At 71.6% G+C, this 15,242-nt stretch carries 14 protein-coding genes; 5 read left to right on the top strand and 9 right to left on the bottom strand.

Annotated features, from left to right (window positions below):
- Positions 1 to 15: 15 nt before the first annotated feature.
- Both ACZ7LV_RS09130 and ACZ7LV_RS09125 read right to left on the bottom strand, forming a co-directional pair.
- Positions 16 to 927: an ACP S-malonyltransferase gene (locus ACZ7LV_RS09130; RefSeq protein WP_471937308.1), complete on the bottom strand. Its 912-nt coding sequence runs from the start codon at positions 925 to 927 to the stop codon at positions 16 to 18.
- Between the two features lie 89 nt (positions 928 to 1,016).
- Positions 1,017 to 2,222: a PucR family transcriptional regulator gene (locus tag ACZ7LV_RS09125; RefSeq protein ID WP_471937306.1), complete on the bottom strand. Its 1,206-nt coding sequence runs from the start codon at positions 2,220 to 2,222 to the stop codon at positions 1,017 to 1,019.
- Positions 2,223 to 2,464: 242 nt separating this feature from the next.
- On the opposite strand from ACZ7LV_RS09125, the gene ACZ7LV_RS09120 reads away from it, so the two are divergent.
- On the top strand, positions 2,465 to 3,115 hold the full coding sequence (locus ACZ7LV_RS09120; RefSeq protein WP_471937801.1) for a pirin family protein: 651 nt from the start codon (positions 2,465 to 2,467) through the stop codon (positions 3,113 to 3,115).
- A gap of 6 nt (positions 3,116 to 3,121) precedes the next feature.
- On the opposite strand, the gene ACZ7LV_RS09115 is transcribed toward ACZ7LV_RS09120, so the two are convergent.
- Together ACZ7LV_RS09115 and ACZ7LV_RS09110 are read right to left on the bottom strand one after the other, a co-directional pair.
- The gene (locus ACZ7LV_RS09115; RefSeq protein WP_471937304.1) at positions 3,122 to 3,946 is read right to left on the bottom strand and encodes a serine hydrolase domain-containing protein; all 825 of its coding nucleotides are present in this window, start codon (positions 3,944 to 3,946) and stop codon (positions 3,122 to 3,124) included.
- Positions 3,947 to 3,965: 19 nt separating this feature from the next.
- The gene (locus ACZ7LV_RS09110; protein ID WP_471937302.1) at positions 3,966 to 4,439 is read right to left on the bottom strand and encodes a GNAT family N-acetyltransferase; all 474 of its coding nucleotides are present in this window, start codon (positions 4,437 to 4,439) and stop codon (positions 3,966 to 3,968) included.
- Between the two features lie 107 nt (positions 4,440 to 4,546).
- On the opposite strand from ACZ7LV_RS09110, the gene ACZ7LV_RS09105 reads away from it, so the two are divergent.
- Both ACZ7LV_RS09105 and ACZ7LV_RS09100 read left to right on the top strand, forming a co-directional pair.
- Positions 4,547 to 5,086 (top strand): MerR family transcriptional regulator, encoded by a 540-nt coding sequence (locus ACZ7LV_RS09105; RefSeq protein WP_471937300.1) that lies wholly within the window; start codon positions 4,547 to 4,549, stop codon positions 5,084 to 5,086.
- A complete protein-coding gene (locus ACZ7LV_RS09100) occupies positions 5,083 to 6,099 on the top strand; it encodes an aldo/keto reductase (RefSeq protein ID WP_471937298.1) in 1,017 nt (338 codons plus the stop codon). The genes ACZ7LV_RS09105 and ACZ7LV_RS09100 overlap by 4 nt, the downstream gene beginning before the upstream one ends.
- Positions 6,100 to 6,115: 16 nt before the next feature.
- Here the strand turns inward: ACZ7LV_RS09100 and ACZ7LV_RS09095 are convergent, their stop codons facing one another.
- The 3 genes from ACZ7LV_RS09095 to ACZ7LV_RS09085 all read right to left on the bottom strand — a co-directional run bounded on the left by ACZ7LV_RS09095 (position 6,116) and on the right by ACZ7LV_RS09085 (position 9,081).
- Positions 6,116 to 6,967, bottom strand: a complete 852-nt coding sequence (locus ACZ7LV_RS09095; protein ID WP_471937296.1) for a DUF4429 domain-containing protein — start codon at positions 6,965 to 6,967, stop codon at positions 6,116 to 6,118.
- 66 nt (positions 6,968 to 7,033) lie between these two features.
- Entirely contained in the window at positions 7,034 to 8,251 is a 1,218-nt protein-coding gene (locus tag ACZ7LV_RS09090; RefSeq protein ID WP_471937294.1) for an alpha/beta hydrolase, read from the bottom strand.
- 170 nt (positions 8,252 to 8,421) lie between these two features.
- Positions 8,422 to 9,081, bottom strand: coding sequence for a TetR family transcriptional regulator (locus ACZ7LV_RS09085; RefSeq protein ID WP_471937292.1), 660 nt, complete (start codon positions 9,079 to 9,081; stop codon positions 8,422 to 8,424).
- A 114-nt stretch (positions 9,082 to 9,195) separates the two neighbouring features.
- On the opposite strand from ACZ7LV_RS09085, the gene ACZ7LV_RS09080 reads away from it, so the two are divergent.
- Positions 9,196 to 10,815, top strand: a complete 1,620-nt coding sequence (locus tag ACZ7LV_RS09080; protein WP_471937290.1) for an MFS transporter — start codon at positions 9,196 to 9,198, stop codon at positions 10,813 to 10,815.
- A 269-nt stretch (positions 10,816 to 11,084) separates the two neighbouring features.
- Positions 11,085 to 11,393 (top strand): small hydrophobic protein, encoded by a 309-nt coding sequence (locus ACZ7LV_RS09075; protein WP_471937799.1) that lies wholly within the window; start codon positions 11,085 to 11,087, stop codon positions 11,391 to 11,393.
- Positions 11,394 to 11,442: 49 nt separating this feature from the next.
- Here ACZ7LV_RS09075 and ACZ7LV_RS09070 read toward each other — a convergent pair whose 3' ends face one another.
- Positions 11,443 to 12,213: a potassium channel family protein gene (locus tag ACZ7LV_RS09070; RefSeq protein WP_471937288.1), complete on the bottom strand. Its 771-nt coding sequence runs from the start codon at positions 12,211 to 12,213 to the stop codon at positions 11,443 to 11,445.
- Between the two features lie 63 nt (positions 12,214 to 12,276).
- Entirely contained in the window at positions 12,277 to 15,024 is a 2,748-nt protein-coding gene (aceE, locus tag ACZ7LV_RS09065; RefSeq protein ID WP_471937286.1) for a pyruvate dehydrogenase (acetyl-transferring), homodimeric type, read from the bottom strand.
- Positions 15,025 to 15,242: the final 218 nt, after the last annotated feature.

Below are 15,242 nucleotides of genomic sequence, written 5' to 3'. Positions count from 1 at the left end.
GGCGTCAGCAGGGCGTCAGACGTGCTCGGCGATGAGCTCGCGGGCCGCGTCGATGTCGTCGGGGGTCTTCAGGGCCAGCGTCTTCACGCCGGGCAGGGCACGCTTGGCGAGGCCGGTCAGGGTGCCGCCGGGGCACACCTCCAGCAGCGCGGTGACGCCCAGCTCCTGGAAGGTCTGCATGCACAGGTCCCAGCGCACCGGGTTGGCGACCTGGCCGACCAGGCGCTCCAGGATCCCGGCGCCGGTCGACACCGTGCGGCCGTCGCTGTTCGACACGTAGGTGAGCTTCGGGTCCGAGGGCGTCAGCTCCCGGGCGGCGGCGGCCAGCTTGTCGACGGCCGGTGCCATGTGCTGCGTGTGGAACGCGCCGGCCACCTTCAACGGGACGACCTTGCGCACGCCCTCGGGCTTGTCCTCGTTCAGCGCGGCGAGCTGCTCCAGCGTGCCCGCGGCCACGATCTGCCCGGCGCCGTTGACGTTCGCCGGGGTCAGGCCCAGCTTCTCCAGGTGCGGCACGGTGATCTCGGGGTCGCCGCCGAGCAGCGCCGACATCCCGGTCTTGGTGACCGCGGCGGCCTCGGCCATGGCCAGGCCGCGCTTGCGCACCAGGGTCAGCGCGGCGGTGTCGTCGAGGACGCCGGCGAAGGCGGCGGCGGTGAACTCACCGACGCTGTGGCCCGCGACCGCGCCCGGCGAGATGTCACCGAGTGCCGCGGCCGACAGGATCCCCGCGGCGACCAGCAGCGGCTGCGCCACGGCCGTGTCGCGGATCTCGTCCGCGTCGGCCTGCGTGCCGAAGTGGGCGAGGTCCAGTCCGATGACGTCCGACCAGGAGGCGACCAGGTCGGCGGCACCGGGCAGTTCGAGCCAGGGGGTCAGGAAGCCGGGCGTCTGAGCGCCCTGGCCGGGAGCGACGAGTACGAGCACTCTCACACTCTCTCTTGGTTACGGGCACGGCCGCCCGTGGGGACAAGGACGAAGAACGGCAGGGGGTTTTGTGGGCCCCCGACAAAAGACTATGGCTGGAGATCCCCATCGGCCAGACGCCCCAGGATCAGCGCGATGCGCAACGTGAACGCGGAACGTACATCGGATGGCGACCAACCGGTGACGTCAGTCACACGTCGAAGCCGGTAGCGCACGGTGTTGGGATGGACGAAGAGCATCCGGGCGGCGCCTTCGAGGCTGCTCGCCTGTTCGAGATAGACGCTGAGCGTCTCCAGGAGCGCGGAGCCGGCCTCCTCCAGCGGTCTGTAGATCTCCTCCACCAACTGCTCGCGCGCGCTCGGGTCCGAGGCGATCGCGCGCTCCGGCAGCAGATCGTCCGCCAGCACCGGCCGGGGCGCGTCCTGCCAGGCAGAACACGCCTTCAGGCCCGCCGCGGCGGCCTGCGCGGACCGGGTCGCGGCCAGCAGGTCGGGCACGATCGGCCCGGCGACCACCGGACCGGCGGCGAAGGGCCCGATCAGCGACCTGGCGACGGCGAGGGGGTTGTCGCTGCCGCCCGCGATGACCACGAGCCGGTCGCCGAGCACCCCGGTCAGCACCTGGAGCTTGGCATGCCGTGCCGCGCGCCGGATCGCCTCGACGGTCAGCTCGGAGTCACCGTCGGGTGCCGTGCCCAGCACCACGCACACATGCTCGGGCGCGTTCCAGCCCAGTGCCGCGGCCCGGGACACCGCGCCCTCGTCCGCCTCGCCGCTCAGCACGGCGTTCACGACCAGTGACTCGAGGCGCGCGTCCCAGGCGCCGCGTGCCTCGGCGGCCTGCGCGTAGACCTGGGCGGTGGCGAAGGCGATCTCCCGGGCGTAGACCAGCAGCGCCTCCCGCAGGATCCGCTCGTCGCCGGGAGCGGCGACCTCGTCGATCGCGCTCTCCATGACCTCGATCGTGGTGCGCACCATCTCCACGGTCTGCCGCAGCGTGATCGCCCGGGTCAGCTCGCGCGGAGCGGTGCCGAAGACATCGGTGGAGATCGCCTGCGGGGCGTCCGGGTGCCGGAACCACTCGGTGAACGCGGCGATACCGGCCTGCGCGACCAGCCCGATCCAGGAACGGTTCTCCGGGGGCATGGCCCGGTACCAGGACAGCGTCTCGTCCATCCGCGCGATGGCCTGGGCGGCGAGACTGCCGGAGGACTTCTCCAGCCGCTTCAGGGTCGCGGAGTGCGGATGCACGCCGTGGGAGGCGGTCCGGGCGTTGCTGGTTTCGGGTTCGGGCACGGGACAAGACTGCCTTATCCGGGCGCGGACACGTGTCGCCGGGTGGGGACCGGGCGCACGACCCCGCGGCCTCGGGGTCCGGGGCCGCCTTTCCGCAGCGGGCGCCCACCGTGTTCGCAGGGGGTGTCCGGCGTGCCCGGGGGCGGACGGGCCGGCTCGGCGGTGGCGGCTCCGGTGGCCCGGCGGACCGCCGCGCGGTGCGGTCCGCGACCGGTCCGCGCGGGGCTACGGTGGGTGCCGTGATGGACGTACGGCGCTCTGGTGAGCGCTACCCCGGGGGCGACACCGAGGCCGGGATCGAGTCCCGGCACGCCTTCTCCTTCGGCCCCCACTACGACCCCGGCAACCTGCGCTTCGGCGCGCTGATCGCCTGCAACGAGGAGCGCCTGGCCGCGGGCGCCGGGTTCGCCGAGCATCCGCACAGTCACACCGAGATCGTCACGTGGGTCGCCGAGGGCGAGCTGACGCACCGCGACTCGACGGGGCACGAGACGGTCGTGCGCGCCGGTGACGTACAGCGGCTGAGCGCGGCGTCCGGCGTACGGCACGTCGAACGCAACGACGGCGAGGGCCCGTTGACCTTCGTGCAGATGTGGCTGGCCCCGCTCGTACCGGGCGGCGAGCCGGCCTACGAGATCGTCCACGGCATCGCGGACGCCACGCCGTACGCGGTCCCGGAGGCCGGCGCGATGCTGCATGTGCGCCGGCTGGCGCCCGGCGAGCGCACGGCGGTCCCGGACGCCCCGCACGTCTACGTCCACGTCGTCCACGGCGAGATCGCGCTGGACGGCGAACGCCTCGGCCCCGGCGACGCGGCCCGCATCACGGACGCCAAGGACGGCGAGGCGGTGGGGGTGACGCGGGCGGAGCTGCTGATGTGGGAGATGACCTGACGGCCGTCAGGCCGCCCGGGTCTCCGCCAGCACCGCGTCCGTGAACGGCGGCCACGCCTCGACCGCCCAGGGTCCGAAGGCCCGGTCCGACAGGGCGACGCAGGCGAGCCCCGCCTCCGGGTCGATCCACAGGAACGTACCGGACTGACCGAAATGCCCGAACGTCCGGGGTGACGAGTGCGCCCCCGTCCAGTGCGGCGACTTGGAGCCGCGGATCTCGAAGCCGAGCCCCCAGTCGTTGGGGTTCTGCAGGCCGTATCCGGGAAGCACGCCCTTCGTCCCGGCGTACTGCACGCTCGTCGCCTCGGCCACCGTGCGCGGGTCGAGCAGGCGCGGCGCCTGGATCTCGGCGGCGAACCGCAGCAGGTCCTCGACGGTGGAGACGCCGTCCTTCGCCGGGGAGCCCTCCAGGGACGTCGACGCCATGCCCAGCGGCTCCAGCACCGCCTGGCGCAGATACTCCGCGAACGGGATGTCGGTCGCCTTGGCCACGTGGTCGCCGAGCTGCTCGAACCCGGCGTTGGAGTACAGCCGCCGCTGCCCGGGAGGCGCGGTCACCCGGTGCTCGTCGAAGGCCAGTCCCGAGGTGTGCGCCAGCAGGTGACGGACCGTCGACCCGGGCGGCCCGGCCGGCTCGTCGAACTCGACCGCGCCCTCCTCGTAGGCCACCAGCACGGCGTACGCGGCCAGCGGCTTGGTCACCGAGGCCAGCGGGAACCGCCGGTCGGCCGGCCCCCGCACCCCCAGCACCGCACCGTCGGCCCGTGCGACCCCCGCCGCCGCGGTGGGCACCGGCCAGCCGTCGATCAACCCCAAGCTCTCCAAGGACATGCCCCGACCTTAGTCCCGCTCAGAGCACCAGCCGCAGGAAGGGGTCCCCGGTCCGCGCGAAGCCGAGCGACGCGTAGAGCGGCTCCGCGTCCGCGGACGCGGTCAGGTCGACCTGACCGGCCCCCCGCTCACGGAACCACTCCAGCAGCTCGACCATGCACGCGCGCGCGTACCCGCGCCTGCGGGCGTCCGGGTCCGTGGCCACGCTGAAGACGTACCCGACCCGGCCGCCCGGGTTGCCCGCCTTGCCGATCCGGTACTCCAGCGTCCCGGCGACCAGCGCCGCCAGCGTTCCCGGCCGCTCGGGACGGTCCACGACGAAGGCCGCGAAGTCCCCGTCCGGCTCGGCCAGCCGCGCGCGCAGCCCGGGCAGGGACTCGGCGTGCCACCCGGTGGCGTGCGGGCTCCCCGGGTGCACCGAGTCGATCATCACCTGGCGCAGGCGCAGCACTTCACCGGCGTCGTCGGGCAGGGCACGGCGTACGAGACTCATGGTCCGCACGGTAACGACAGCGTCTCCCGTGGGTCCTGCGGTTTTCTTACGGCCTCTTTCCGCCCACGCTTGCCTGGAGTGCACTCCAAGGTCATAGCGTGGGATTCATGACGGTGATGCAGACCACGGCAGCAGCCACCGAGCGGGCCCGGCAGCGGGCTCCGGAAGCGCCCCCGGAGGAGGGCGCCACCCGCACCGACATCTGCTCCGCCCCGCCCCGCCGGCACCCGCGCCCCGACGGCCAGGACCGCTACACGATCAGCGAGGTCGTCGCCTTCACGGGCCTGTCCGCGCACACCCTGCGCTGGTACGAGCGGATCGGCCTGATGTCCCACATCGACCGCTCGCACACCGGCCAGCGCCGCTACAGCAACCGCGACCTCGACTGGCTGGACCTCGTCGGCAAGCTGCGCCTGACCGGCATGCCGGTGGCCGCCATGGTGCGGTACGCGGAGCTGGTGCGCGAGGGCGACGCCACCTACGAGGAGCGCCGCGAACTGCTGGAGACGACGCGACGGGACGTCCTGGAGCGGATCGCCGAACTCCGGGACACGCTCGCCGTGCTGGACCGCAAGATCAGCTTCTACGGCGACGCGGGCCGCACCCCCGTGCCGCGCGCGCCGCACGAAGGGGAGAGCACCCGATGACCGAGATCACGATCCGCACCGCACGACTCGGCGAGGACGGACCCGAGGTCGGCGTGCAGGGCCTCGGCTGCATGGGCATGAGCTTCGCCTACGGCCCCAGCGACGCGGACGAGTCCCGGGCCACCCTGGAGCGGGCACTGGAGCTCGGGGTCACGCTCTACGACACGGCGGACGCCTACGGCACCGGGGAGAACGAGCGGTTCCTGGCGCCTTTCTTCCGGGCGCACCGGGACGAGGTCGTGATCGCGACCAAGTTCGGCCTCGCGATCCCGCCGGAGGACCCCACCCGGCGGGTCGTGCGCAACGATCCCCCGTACATACGCCAGGCCGTCGAGGCGAGCCTGCGGCGCCTCGACGTCGAGGCGATCGACCTCTACTACATGCACCGCCGGGACGTGAAGGTGCCGATCGAGGAGACCGTCGGCGTGATGTCCGACCTGGTCCGGGAGGGCAAGGTCAAGCATCTGGGACTCAGCGAGGTGACCGCGGACGAACTGCGCGCCGCGCACGCGGTGCACCCGGTCGCCGCCGTGCAGTCGGAATGGTCGCTGTTCAGCCGGGACATCGAGGCGAAGGTCGTGCCGGCCGCCCGGGAGCTGGGCGTCACCCTCGTCCCCTACTCCCCGCTCGGACGCGGCTTCCTCACCGGCTCGTTCGTGAACGCCGACCAGGACCTCACCGCCGACGACTTCCGCCGCCAGCAGCCCCGCTACACCGGGGACAACGCGACGGCGAACGCGGCGCTCCTGGAGCCGATCCGCGAGGTCGCCGCCGCCCACGGGGCGACGCCCGGCCAGATCGCCCTGGCCTGGGTCCAGCAGCAGACGTCCGTGCACGGCCTTCCGGTCGTCCCGATCCCGGGGACGCGACGGCCGGCGCGCGTCGAGGAGAACACGGCCGCGACCCGGATCAGGCTCTCCGACGGGGAACTCGCCGTCCTGGACGCCGTGGCCGACAAGGTGGCGGGCAGCCGCTACGCGGACATGACGTTCACGTCGGCGGGCCGGGAGTAGATCCCGCGGCCCGCGCTCACAGCTCGGCCAGCAACTCGGCCTTCTTGGAGGAGAACTCCTCGTCCGTCACCAGCCCGGCCCGGTGCAACTCCCCGAGATGCCGGATCCGCTCGGCGATGTCCGCGGGATCCCGGCGTGCGGCGGCGGCCACGGCGACCGCCGCCGTGGCGGTGCGCGAGCGGACCGCGTGCAGCACGGCCGCCGCGAACGGCAACGACTCGTGCACGGGTCCGTACCCCAGCCCGAACACCACCGCCGCCGGATCCTGGTCGGCCTGCGCCGGCTGTTCCCCGGCGTCCCGCGGCAGCAGCCGCAGATAGCCCTCGAAGGCCTCCGGCGAGCGCCACTCCACGCCGCTCAGGTCCTCGACGGCGAACTTCTGGTCGCCGGCCTTCCACTTCGCCGACGACGCCCCCGTCCAGAACCACCGGAACGCCACCGACGTCCCGTCGAAGGAGGCCTTGCCGTCGTACGCCTTGAACTGCAACGGCACCTCGGGCGCGGCCACGAGGTGCCGGTCCGCCGGCCCCGCCTCGGTCAGCAGCGTCCGCAGCTCGTCCGCGTAGTACTCGGCCAGCGTCTCGCGTTCGGCGGGCAGCACCAGCCGGTAGGGATCGCTGCCCTCCTTCAACTGCCCCGCCGCCGCCTCGATCAGCGGATCGGCACCCGGCCGGGGCTCCGCGCGCAGCACGACGGTGCCGCGCCGCCCGGGGGAGAGCGTCACCCCTTGCAGCGCCGACAGCGGCACCCGCCGCTCGCCCAGCGCCTGGAAGAGCTTGGGTGTGCGAATCCCCCGTTCGTAGCGGATGAGCACGGAGTCGGACTCGAACTCCCAGGCGGCATGAAATCCGGCCAGTACGTCACCCATGCGGCTCATCGTATGCGGCACGAGCTCTTTCGTCCCCTCCCTGCGCAGACCGCAGTTTCTGCGCTTCTACGCGCGTCCGGCCGTCGACGCGGCGGACAAACCCGCCCGGCATGTGCCTCGGTCGTCGGCGCAGTCCACCGAGCGGTACGCGCCAACCCCGATCTCGGCGAAGTTGGCGAGGCTGCCGGTGCCCGGTTCGAAATACCCGGCGTGCCCCTGGGCGCCGCGTGCCGACAGCAGGCGCGCCCCGAACGCGGCGGACATCGGATCGGCCCCGTGCCCGAACCCGCCGAACTCCATGTACGGCACGTCCTGGATCCAGTCGTCGGCGTCCCGCATCGCCCACACCCGCGCGGAGGTGCGCAGTTGGGCGGCGTTGGTGACCCGCATCCCGGGACTTCCGGCCACCGCTATGTCGGACACCCGGGCGGGCAGGCGGTGCGCGGCGACTCCGCAGACCACGGAGCCGTAGCTGTGGCAGAACAGCGAGACCGGCGCCTTCCCGGGCAGCGCGCGCACCAGCGCGTTCAGCCGGATCGCCCCAGCCTCGGCGCGCATCGCGGTGGCCGACTCCATGCCGAGCCCGCCGGGGGCGGTGTAGTCGGCCCAGGCGATCACGGCCGTACGCGTGCCGGCGCCGGCGGCGCGTTCGGCGACGTAGAGGGACTTCGCCATGCCGACCGGGGCGGTGTAGCGGCGCTGGGTGCGCTGGAAGGTGAGCAGGTCGGTGTCGACGCCGGGGACGACGACGGAGACCCGCTCGGCGCGGTCGAGGTCGCCGAAGACCTCGGCGACCCGGCCCGAGCCGTCGGGGTCGAAGGCGAGGATGTGCCGGTCCGCGTCCATCAGGGACTCGAAGCGGTGCATCCGGCGGCCCGCCTCGTGCTGCCCGGTGGGACTGAGCCGGCTGTCCCGCATGCGCGCCAGCTCGGTCGTGCGGGCCTGGTCGAGCGCGATGCGGTTGGCCCGGTAGCGCAGTTCGACGGGGGCGCCGTTCATGTTGCCGACCGCGAGCGGATAGCGGCGGGCCAGGTGGGCCCGTTGCCCGTCGGTGAGCGTGGCGAAGAAGGCGGCGAGCCGGCCGGGCGCGCTGTCCGGGTCCGGCAGCCGGTGTCCGTCGATCCGGCCGCGGTCCCAGGCGGAGAGGGAGCGCTGGAGCGGGGCGTCCGACCGCTGGTTGCGCAGGGCGGTCCAGCCGGTGGTCGCCAGCATCACGAACACCACGGCGAGCGCGAGCAGGGCGCGCCAGACGCTGAGCGAGGGAGAGGTGTCGAAGGAAGTCACTGGGAGGACACACTAGGAGAACGGGAGGGTCTCGCGTGGACCGTGTGTCGCGGATCACGTTTGACGAAAGTCACCTGATCGCACGGCGTGATGACCCCGCCGCTCCGCCGTGTGCGGGCCCCTGCCGCCGCTCCGCACGGGTCGCTGCCGCCCGCGGCCGGGACGGCCGTTCAGCGCTTGCGCCAGTCACCCGCCAGTACCGGTCCCACCTGATCGAGGTACTGGGCCGCCAGCGCCCGCATGGCCTCCAGACTGACGTCCGGGCCCGTGCTCCAGAGCCGTTCGGTCACCCGGATGACCCCGCCGAAGACGGCCACCGCCACCCGGGGCCGCGGATCGGCGTCCACGTCCAGGCCCTCCCGCTCGGCGATCAGCCGCGCCATCTGCTCCTCCGTCTCCGCCGACCGGCGCAGATGCGCGGCGAGCAGGACGGGCGTCGACTCGATCACCCGGTACATCCGCAGGTACTGCTCGACCGGGACGACCGCCTCGATGACCTCGCTGATCCGGTCCCAGCCGTCCAGCACCGCGCGGCGCAGCGCCTCCATCGGCGGCTCCTGCGGCGGGCGGGCGCGCACCGCCTCCACGAAGTGCGCCACCGTCATCGTCTCCAGGGCGAGCGCGGCCTCCTCCTTGCCGGAGAAGTAGCGGAAGAAGGTGCGCTGGGAGACGTCCACGGCCGCGGCGATCTCGTCGACGGTGGTGTGGTCGTAGCCGCGGGTGGTGAACAGCTCCACCGCGGCGCGCAGCAGCGCGTCCCGGGTGCGCTGCTTCTTGCGTTCGCGCAGGCCCGGCCGCGGCCCTGACCGAGTGTTGCCGACCGTGTCCATGACGCCTCTCCCGCGAACTGTTCTACCTGATCAGGCTATATGTCAGTGTCGTGACAGTTACCGACTTGTGAACTGGTTTGTCAACTGTCAGTGACTGTCATTAGTCTCGAAGGTATGACTAGTCAGACCACCATCGACAAGACGGGGCCGGGGGACGGGGCACCGGCCGGCCCGTCGGATCCGGCGCCGGTCAAGGGCCTGCGCGGCCATCCGTGGCTCACCCTCATCACCGTCGCCGTCGGCGTCATGATGGTGGCCCTCGACGGCACCATCGTGGCCATCGCCAACCCGGCCATCGCCACCGACCTCAAGGCCAGCTGGGCCGAGGTCCAGTGGATCACCAACGCCTACTTCCTCGCCCTCGCGGTCTCCCTGATCACCGCGGGCAAGCTCGGTGACCGCTTCGGGCACCGGCAGACCTTCCTCATCGGCGTGGTCGGCTTCGCCGCGGCCTCGGGAGCCATCGGCCTGTCCGACAGCATCGCCGCGGTCATCGTCTTCCGTGTCTTCCAGGGCCTGTTCGGCGCCCTGCTGATGCCGGCGGCGCTCGGTCTGCTGCGGGCGACCTTCCCGGCCGAGAAGCTCAACATGGCGATCGGCATCTGGGGCATGGTCATCGGCGCCTCCACCGCCGGCGGCCCGATCCTCGGCGGCGTACTGGTCGAGCACGTCAACTGGCAGTCCGTGTTCTTCATCAACGTGCCGGTCGGCATCCTCGCCCTCGTCCTCGGCACGGTGATCCTCACCGACCACCGCGCGAAGAACGCCCCGCGCTCCTTCGACCTGCTGGGCATCGTCCTGCTGTCGGGTGCGATGTTCTGCCTGGTCTGGGCGCTGATCAAGGCGCCCGAGTGGGGCTGGGGCGCGGGCCGGACGTGGACCTTCATCGCGGTCTCGCTGGTGGGCTTCGTGCTCTTCGCCCTCTGGGAGCAGCGGGTCCGCGAGCCGCTCATCCCGCTGGGCCTGTTCCGCTCGATCCCGCTGTCCGCGGGTGTCGTCCTCATGGTCCTCATGGCGATCGCGTTCATGGGCGGCCTGTTCTTCGTGACGTTCTACCTCCAGAACGTGCACGGCCTCAGCCCCGTGGACGCCGGCCTGCACCTGCTGCCGCTCACCGGCATGATGATCGTCGGCTCGCCGCTCGCCGGCGCGATGATCACCAAGACGGGCCCGCGGCTGCCACTGGCCCTCGGCATGGCCTGCACCGCGCTCGCCATGTACGGCATGTCGACCCTGGACAAGGGCACCGGCAGCGCCGTCATGTCGCTCTGGTTCGCGCTGCTCGGTCTCGGCCTCGCTCCGGTCATGGTCGGCGCCACCGAGGTCATCGTCGGCAACGCCCCGATGGAGCTCTCCGGTGTGGCCGGCGGACTCCAGCAGGCGGCCATGCAGATCGGCGGCAGCCTCGGCACGGCGGTGCTGGGCGCCGTGATGGCCTCCAAGGTCGACAGCGACCTCGCGGGCAACTGGACGGACGCGGGACTTCCGCCGCTCACCCCGGCGCAGGAGGGGCAGGCCGCGGAGGCGGTCCAGCAGGGTGTCGCCCCGGTGCCGCCGGGTACGCCGGACGCCATCGCCGCGAAGATCACCGACGTCGCCCACGAGACCTTCATCTCCGGCATGAGCCTGGCCTCGCTGGTCGCGGCCGGCGTCGCGGCGGTGGCGGTGGCGGTCGCGTTCCTGACCAAGCGCGGCGAGAACGCGGAAGCGGGCGCGGGAGCGGCCCACATCTGACGGGACGCGCCTGTCGGCGGGACTCACCTATCAGGGTGACAGTCCCGAAGATCCCTCCCGCCGGGCACGCGCCGCAGGTCACATTGGGTCAAGCCCTCCGTACGACATGCTCCCGTGGCACGTGCGTACGAGGACGAGGGCGACCCGGGCTGCGGCGCGCTGCCGGAGCGGGGCGGCGCGCCGGCAGACCGTCAGGCATGGATCGCGCAGCGGGGGTACTCGCCTCATCGACCCGAAAGAACCGCGAGGTTCAGGGAGTTGATGCATTGATGATGGCGAGCTTTGGGCAAGGAACGCGCAAGTACCCCCGCTCACGTGGCCGGACGTGGTCACGGACCGGGCCGGATCGCGCGCAACTCGGGATCATCGGCACCATCTGCGCGGTGGCCGGCTTCTTCGTACTGGGCATCGTCCTGGGCCCGGTGGCCATCGCATGCGGCTGGCTGGCCATGGGCCGCAGCTGGGCGGGCACCCGCTCGGTGCCGGCCCTCATCGCCCTTGTCCTTGGTGCGATAGACACCCTCCTGGCCCTCATCTGGCTGACGGGGGCCATGTCCCCGGGCTACGGAATGTTCTGAGCCGGGGGGAGTGAGTGTGGGCCTCCGGCGTCCCGCCGGAGGCCCACACTCAGGTGACGGTGCTCTCGGCACCCAGGTGCGGGGGCTCGCGACGGCGTTCCTCCGACAGCGCGGCGACCTGCACCCGTAGCGCGCGCACCTCCTCGGTCAGCGCGGTGATGGCCTCCGTCTGCCGCCGCTCCTCCACGTCGTCCCTCTCGAACCGCGCGATGAACCAGGCGGCGATGTTCGCGGTCACCACACCGAGCAGCGCGATCCCCGACAGCATCAGCCCCACCGCCAGCAACCGGCCCACCCCGGTCGTCGGGGCGTGGTCCCCGTACCCCACGGTCGTCATCGTCGTGAACGACCACCACACCGCGTCACCCAGCGTCCGGATGTTCCCGCCCGGCGCGTCACGCTCCACGGACAGCACGGCCAGCGATCCGAACATCAGCAGGCCCACCACCGCCCCGGCCACGTACGTCGTCAGCCGGATCTGCGAGGCCATCCGGGCCCGCCGCCCCACCAGCAGCAGGGTCGACACCAGCCGCAGCAGGCGCAGCGGTTGCAGCAGCGGCAGCACCACGGCGCACAGATCCATCCAGTTCCGCCGTACGAAGTCCCGCCGGTCGGACGTCAGCCACAGCCGCACGACGTAGTCGGCGGCGAACGCCGCCCACACCACCCACTCCACGACCAGGCAGGCCGTCGTCAGCGTCCGCCCCGCCGAACCGTCCACGATCGGCACCGCGTAGGCGGTGGCGAACAGGACGGCCAGCGCCAGCAGCGGCCGTTGTGTACGCCGCTCCCACCGCGTCTGTGCCGATTGCTCCTTCATGCCCCGCATCGTAAGGAACGCGAAAGGGCGGTGAGACGTGAGCCTCACCGCCCTCGCTGCGGACTACGCGTCGCCGCCCGCGGCGCCCGGGTCGGCCGCCGCGACGTCGAGGAGCTGGTACCGGTCGATCGCCTGCTTCAGCACGGACCGGTCCACCTTCCCCTCCCGCGCCAGCTCGGCCAGCACCGCCACCACGATCGACTGCGCGTCGATGTGGAAGAAGCGGCGGGCCGCGCCCCGGGTGTCCGCGAAGCCGAACCCGTCCGCGCCCAGCGACTGGTACGTCCCCGGCACCCACCGGGCGATCTGGTCCGGAACCGAGCGCATCCAGTCGGAGACGGCCACGAACGGACCCTCCGCGCCGCTCAGCTTCCGCGTCACGTACGGGACCCGCTGCTCCTCCTCGGGGTGCAGCAGGTTGTGCTCCTCGCAGGCCACGGCCTCCCGCCGCAGCTCGTTCCACGAGGTCGCCGACCAGACGTCGGCGCGCACGTCCCACTCCTCGGCGAGCAGCCGCTGCGCCTCCACGGCCCACGGCACCGCCACACCCGAGGCCATGATCTGCGCCGGGATCGACCCCGAGGTGCCCGCGCCGAAGCGGTGGACGCCCTTGAGGATGCCCTCCACGTCCACGTCCGTCGGCTCGGCCGGGTGCTGGATCGGCTCGTTGTAGACGGTGAGGTAGTAGAAGACGTCCTCGCCGTGCGGGTGCTCCGGCGAGGTGCCGTACATCCGGCGCAGCCCGTCCTGCACGATGTGCGCGATCTCGAAACCGAACGCCGGGTCGTACGCGACGCAGCCCGGGTTCGTCGAGGCGAGCAGCTGCGAGTGTCCGTCCGCGTGCTGCAGTCCCTCGCCGGTCAGCGTCGTACGCCCCGCGGTCGCGCCGAGGACGAATCCACGCGCCAGCTGGTCGGCCATCTGCCAGAACTGGTCGCCGGTGCGCTGGAAACCGAACATCGAGTAGAAGACGTACACCGGGATCAGCGGCTCGCCGTGCGTGGCGTACGCCGAGCCGGCCGCGATCAGCGACGCGGTGCAGCCCGCCTCGGAGATGCCGTCGTGCAGCATCTGCCCGGTCGGCGACTCCTTGTAGGCGAGCAGCAGCTCCCGGTCCACCGACTCGTACTGCTGGCCGAGCGGGTTGTAGATCTTCGCACTCGGGAAGAACGAGTCCATGCCGAACGTGCGGTACTCGTCCGGCGCGATCAGCACGAACCGCTTGCCGATCTCCTTGTCCCGCATGAGGTCCTTGAGCAGCCTGACAAAGGCCATGGTCGTCGCGATGGACTGGTGGCCCGAGCCCTTCTTCACGGTCGCGTACGTCGAGTCCCCGGGCAGCGCGAGCGGCTCGGAGCGGACGACGCGGGTGGGGACGTATCCGCCGAGCGACTTGCGGCGGTCGTGCATGTACTGGAGCTCCTCCGAGTCCCGGCCCGGGTGGTAGTACGGCGGCGCGCCGGACTCCAGGTCCCGGTCGGAGATCGGCAGGTGCAGGCGGTCCCGGAAGCCCTTGAGGTCGTCGACCGTCAGCTTCTTCATCTGGTGCGTGGCGTTGCGGCCCTCGAAGTTCGGCCCGAGCGTCCAGCCCTTGATCGTCTTGGCCAGGATGACCGTCGGCTGGCCCTTGTGCTCCACGGCCGCCTTGTACGCCGCGAAGATCTTCCGGTGGTCGTGACCGCCGCGGCCCAGCATCAGGATCTGGTGGTCGGTCATGCCCTCGACCATCGCGCGCAGCCGGTGGTCGTCGCCGAAGAAGTGGTCGCGGATGTAGGAGCCGGTCTCGGTCGCGTAGGTCTGGAACTGGCCGTCCGGCGTGGTGTTCATCCGGTTGACCAGCACGCCGTCGCGGTCCTGAGCGAGCAGCGGGTCCCAGGTGCGGTCCCAGATCAGCTTGATCACGTTCCAGCCGGCGCCCCGGAACACCGACTCCAGCTCCTGGATCACCTTGCCGTTGCCGCGCACCGGGCCGTCGAGCCGCTGGAGGTTGCAGTTGACGACGAAGGTCAGGTTGTCCAGGCCCTCGCGCGCGGCGATGGTCAGCTGGCCGAGCGACTCCGGCTCGTCCATCTCGCCGTCGCCGAGGAACGCCCACACGTGCGACTTCGAGGTGTCCGCGATCCCGCGCGCGTGCATGTAGCGGTTCATCCGCGCCTGGTAGATCGCCCCGATCGGGCCGAGGCCCATCGACACGGTCGGGAACTCCCAGAAGCCCGGCATCAGCCGGGGGTGCGGGTAGCTGGACAGGCCGTACGGCGCCTTGGACTTCTCCTGCCGGAAGCCGTCGAGGTGCTGCTCGGAGAGCCGGTCGAGCAGGAACGCGCGCGCGTAGATGCCCGGCGAGGCGTGCCCCTGGAAGAAGACCTGGTCGCCGCCGTCGCCCTCGTCCTTGCCGCGGAAGAAGTGGTTGAAGCCGACGTCGTAGAGGGAGGCCGAGGAGGCGAACGTGGCGATGTGGCCGCCGACGCCGATGCCGGGGCGCTGGGCCCGGGAGACCATCACGGCCGCGTTCCAGCGGGTGGCGTTGAGGATCTTGCGCTCGATCTCCTCGTTGCCCGGGAAGAACGGCTCGCTCTTGGTGGGGATGGTGTTGACGTAGTCCGTGCTGCGCATCTCCGGCACGGCCACGCGCTTCTCGCGGGCCCGCTCGATCAGGCGCAGCATCAGGTAGCGGGCCCGCTCACGGCCGCGCTCGTCGATGGCGGCGTCGAGCGAGTCGAGCCACTCCTGGGTCTCTTCGGGATCGAAGTCAGGAACCTGACTCGGAAGGCCGCCAATGATGATCGGATTGCGATCGGATCCGGAAGCCACGCTGTTCCTTACCTGTCGGAGGGCCGATTATCGAGGTTTCTCGGTATGCCTGCACCGTTCACCATCGTGTACCTCGGGACCGCAATCGTCACCTCTACCGTGAGGTAACGAATACTCCTTGGTCAGCCGATGGCGCGGACCCGTGCGAATCTCGTACTCATGGATGATTCCCAAACGTACATACGGGGCAGATAGGTGTGGTGTAGGTCACCATCGCC

It is taken from the genome of Streptomyces sp. NPDC107562, from assembly GCF_055657325.1.
The sequence above is the reverse complement of the archived record's forward strand: the minus strand, read 5'-3'. Positions and strand labels throughout refer to the sequence as shown.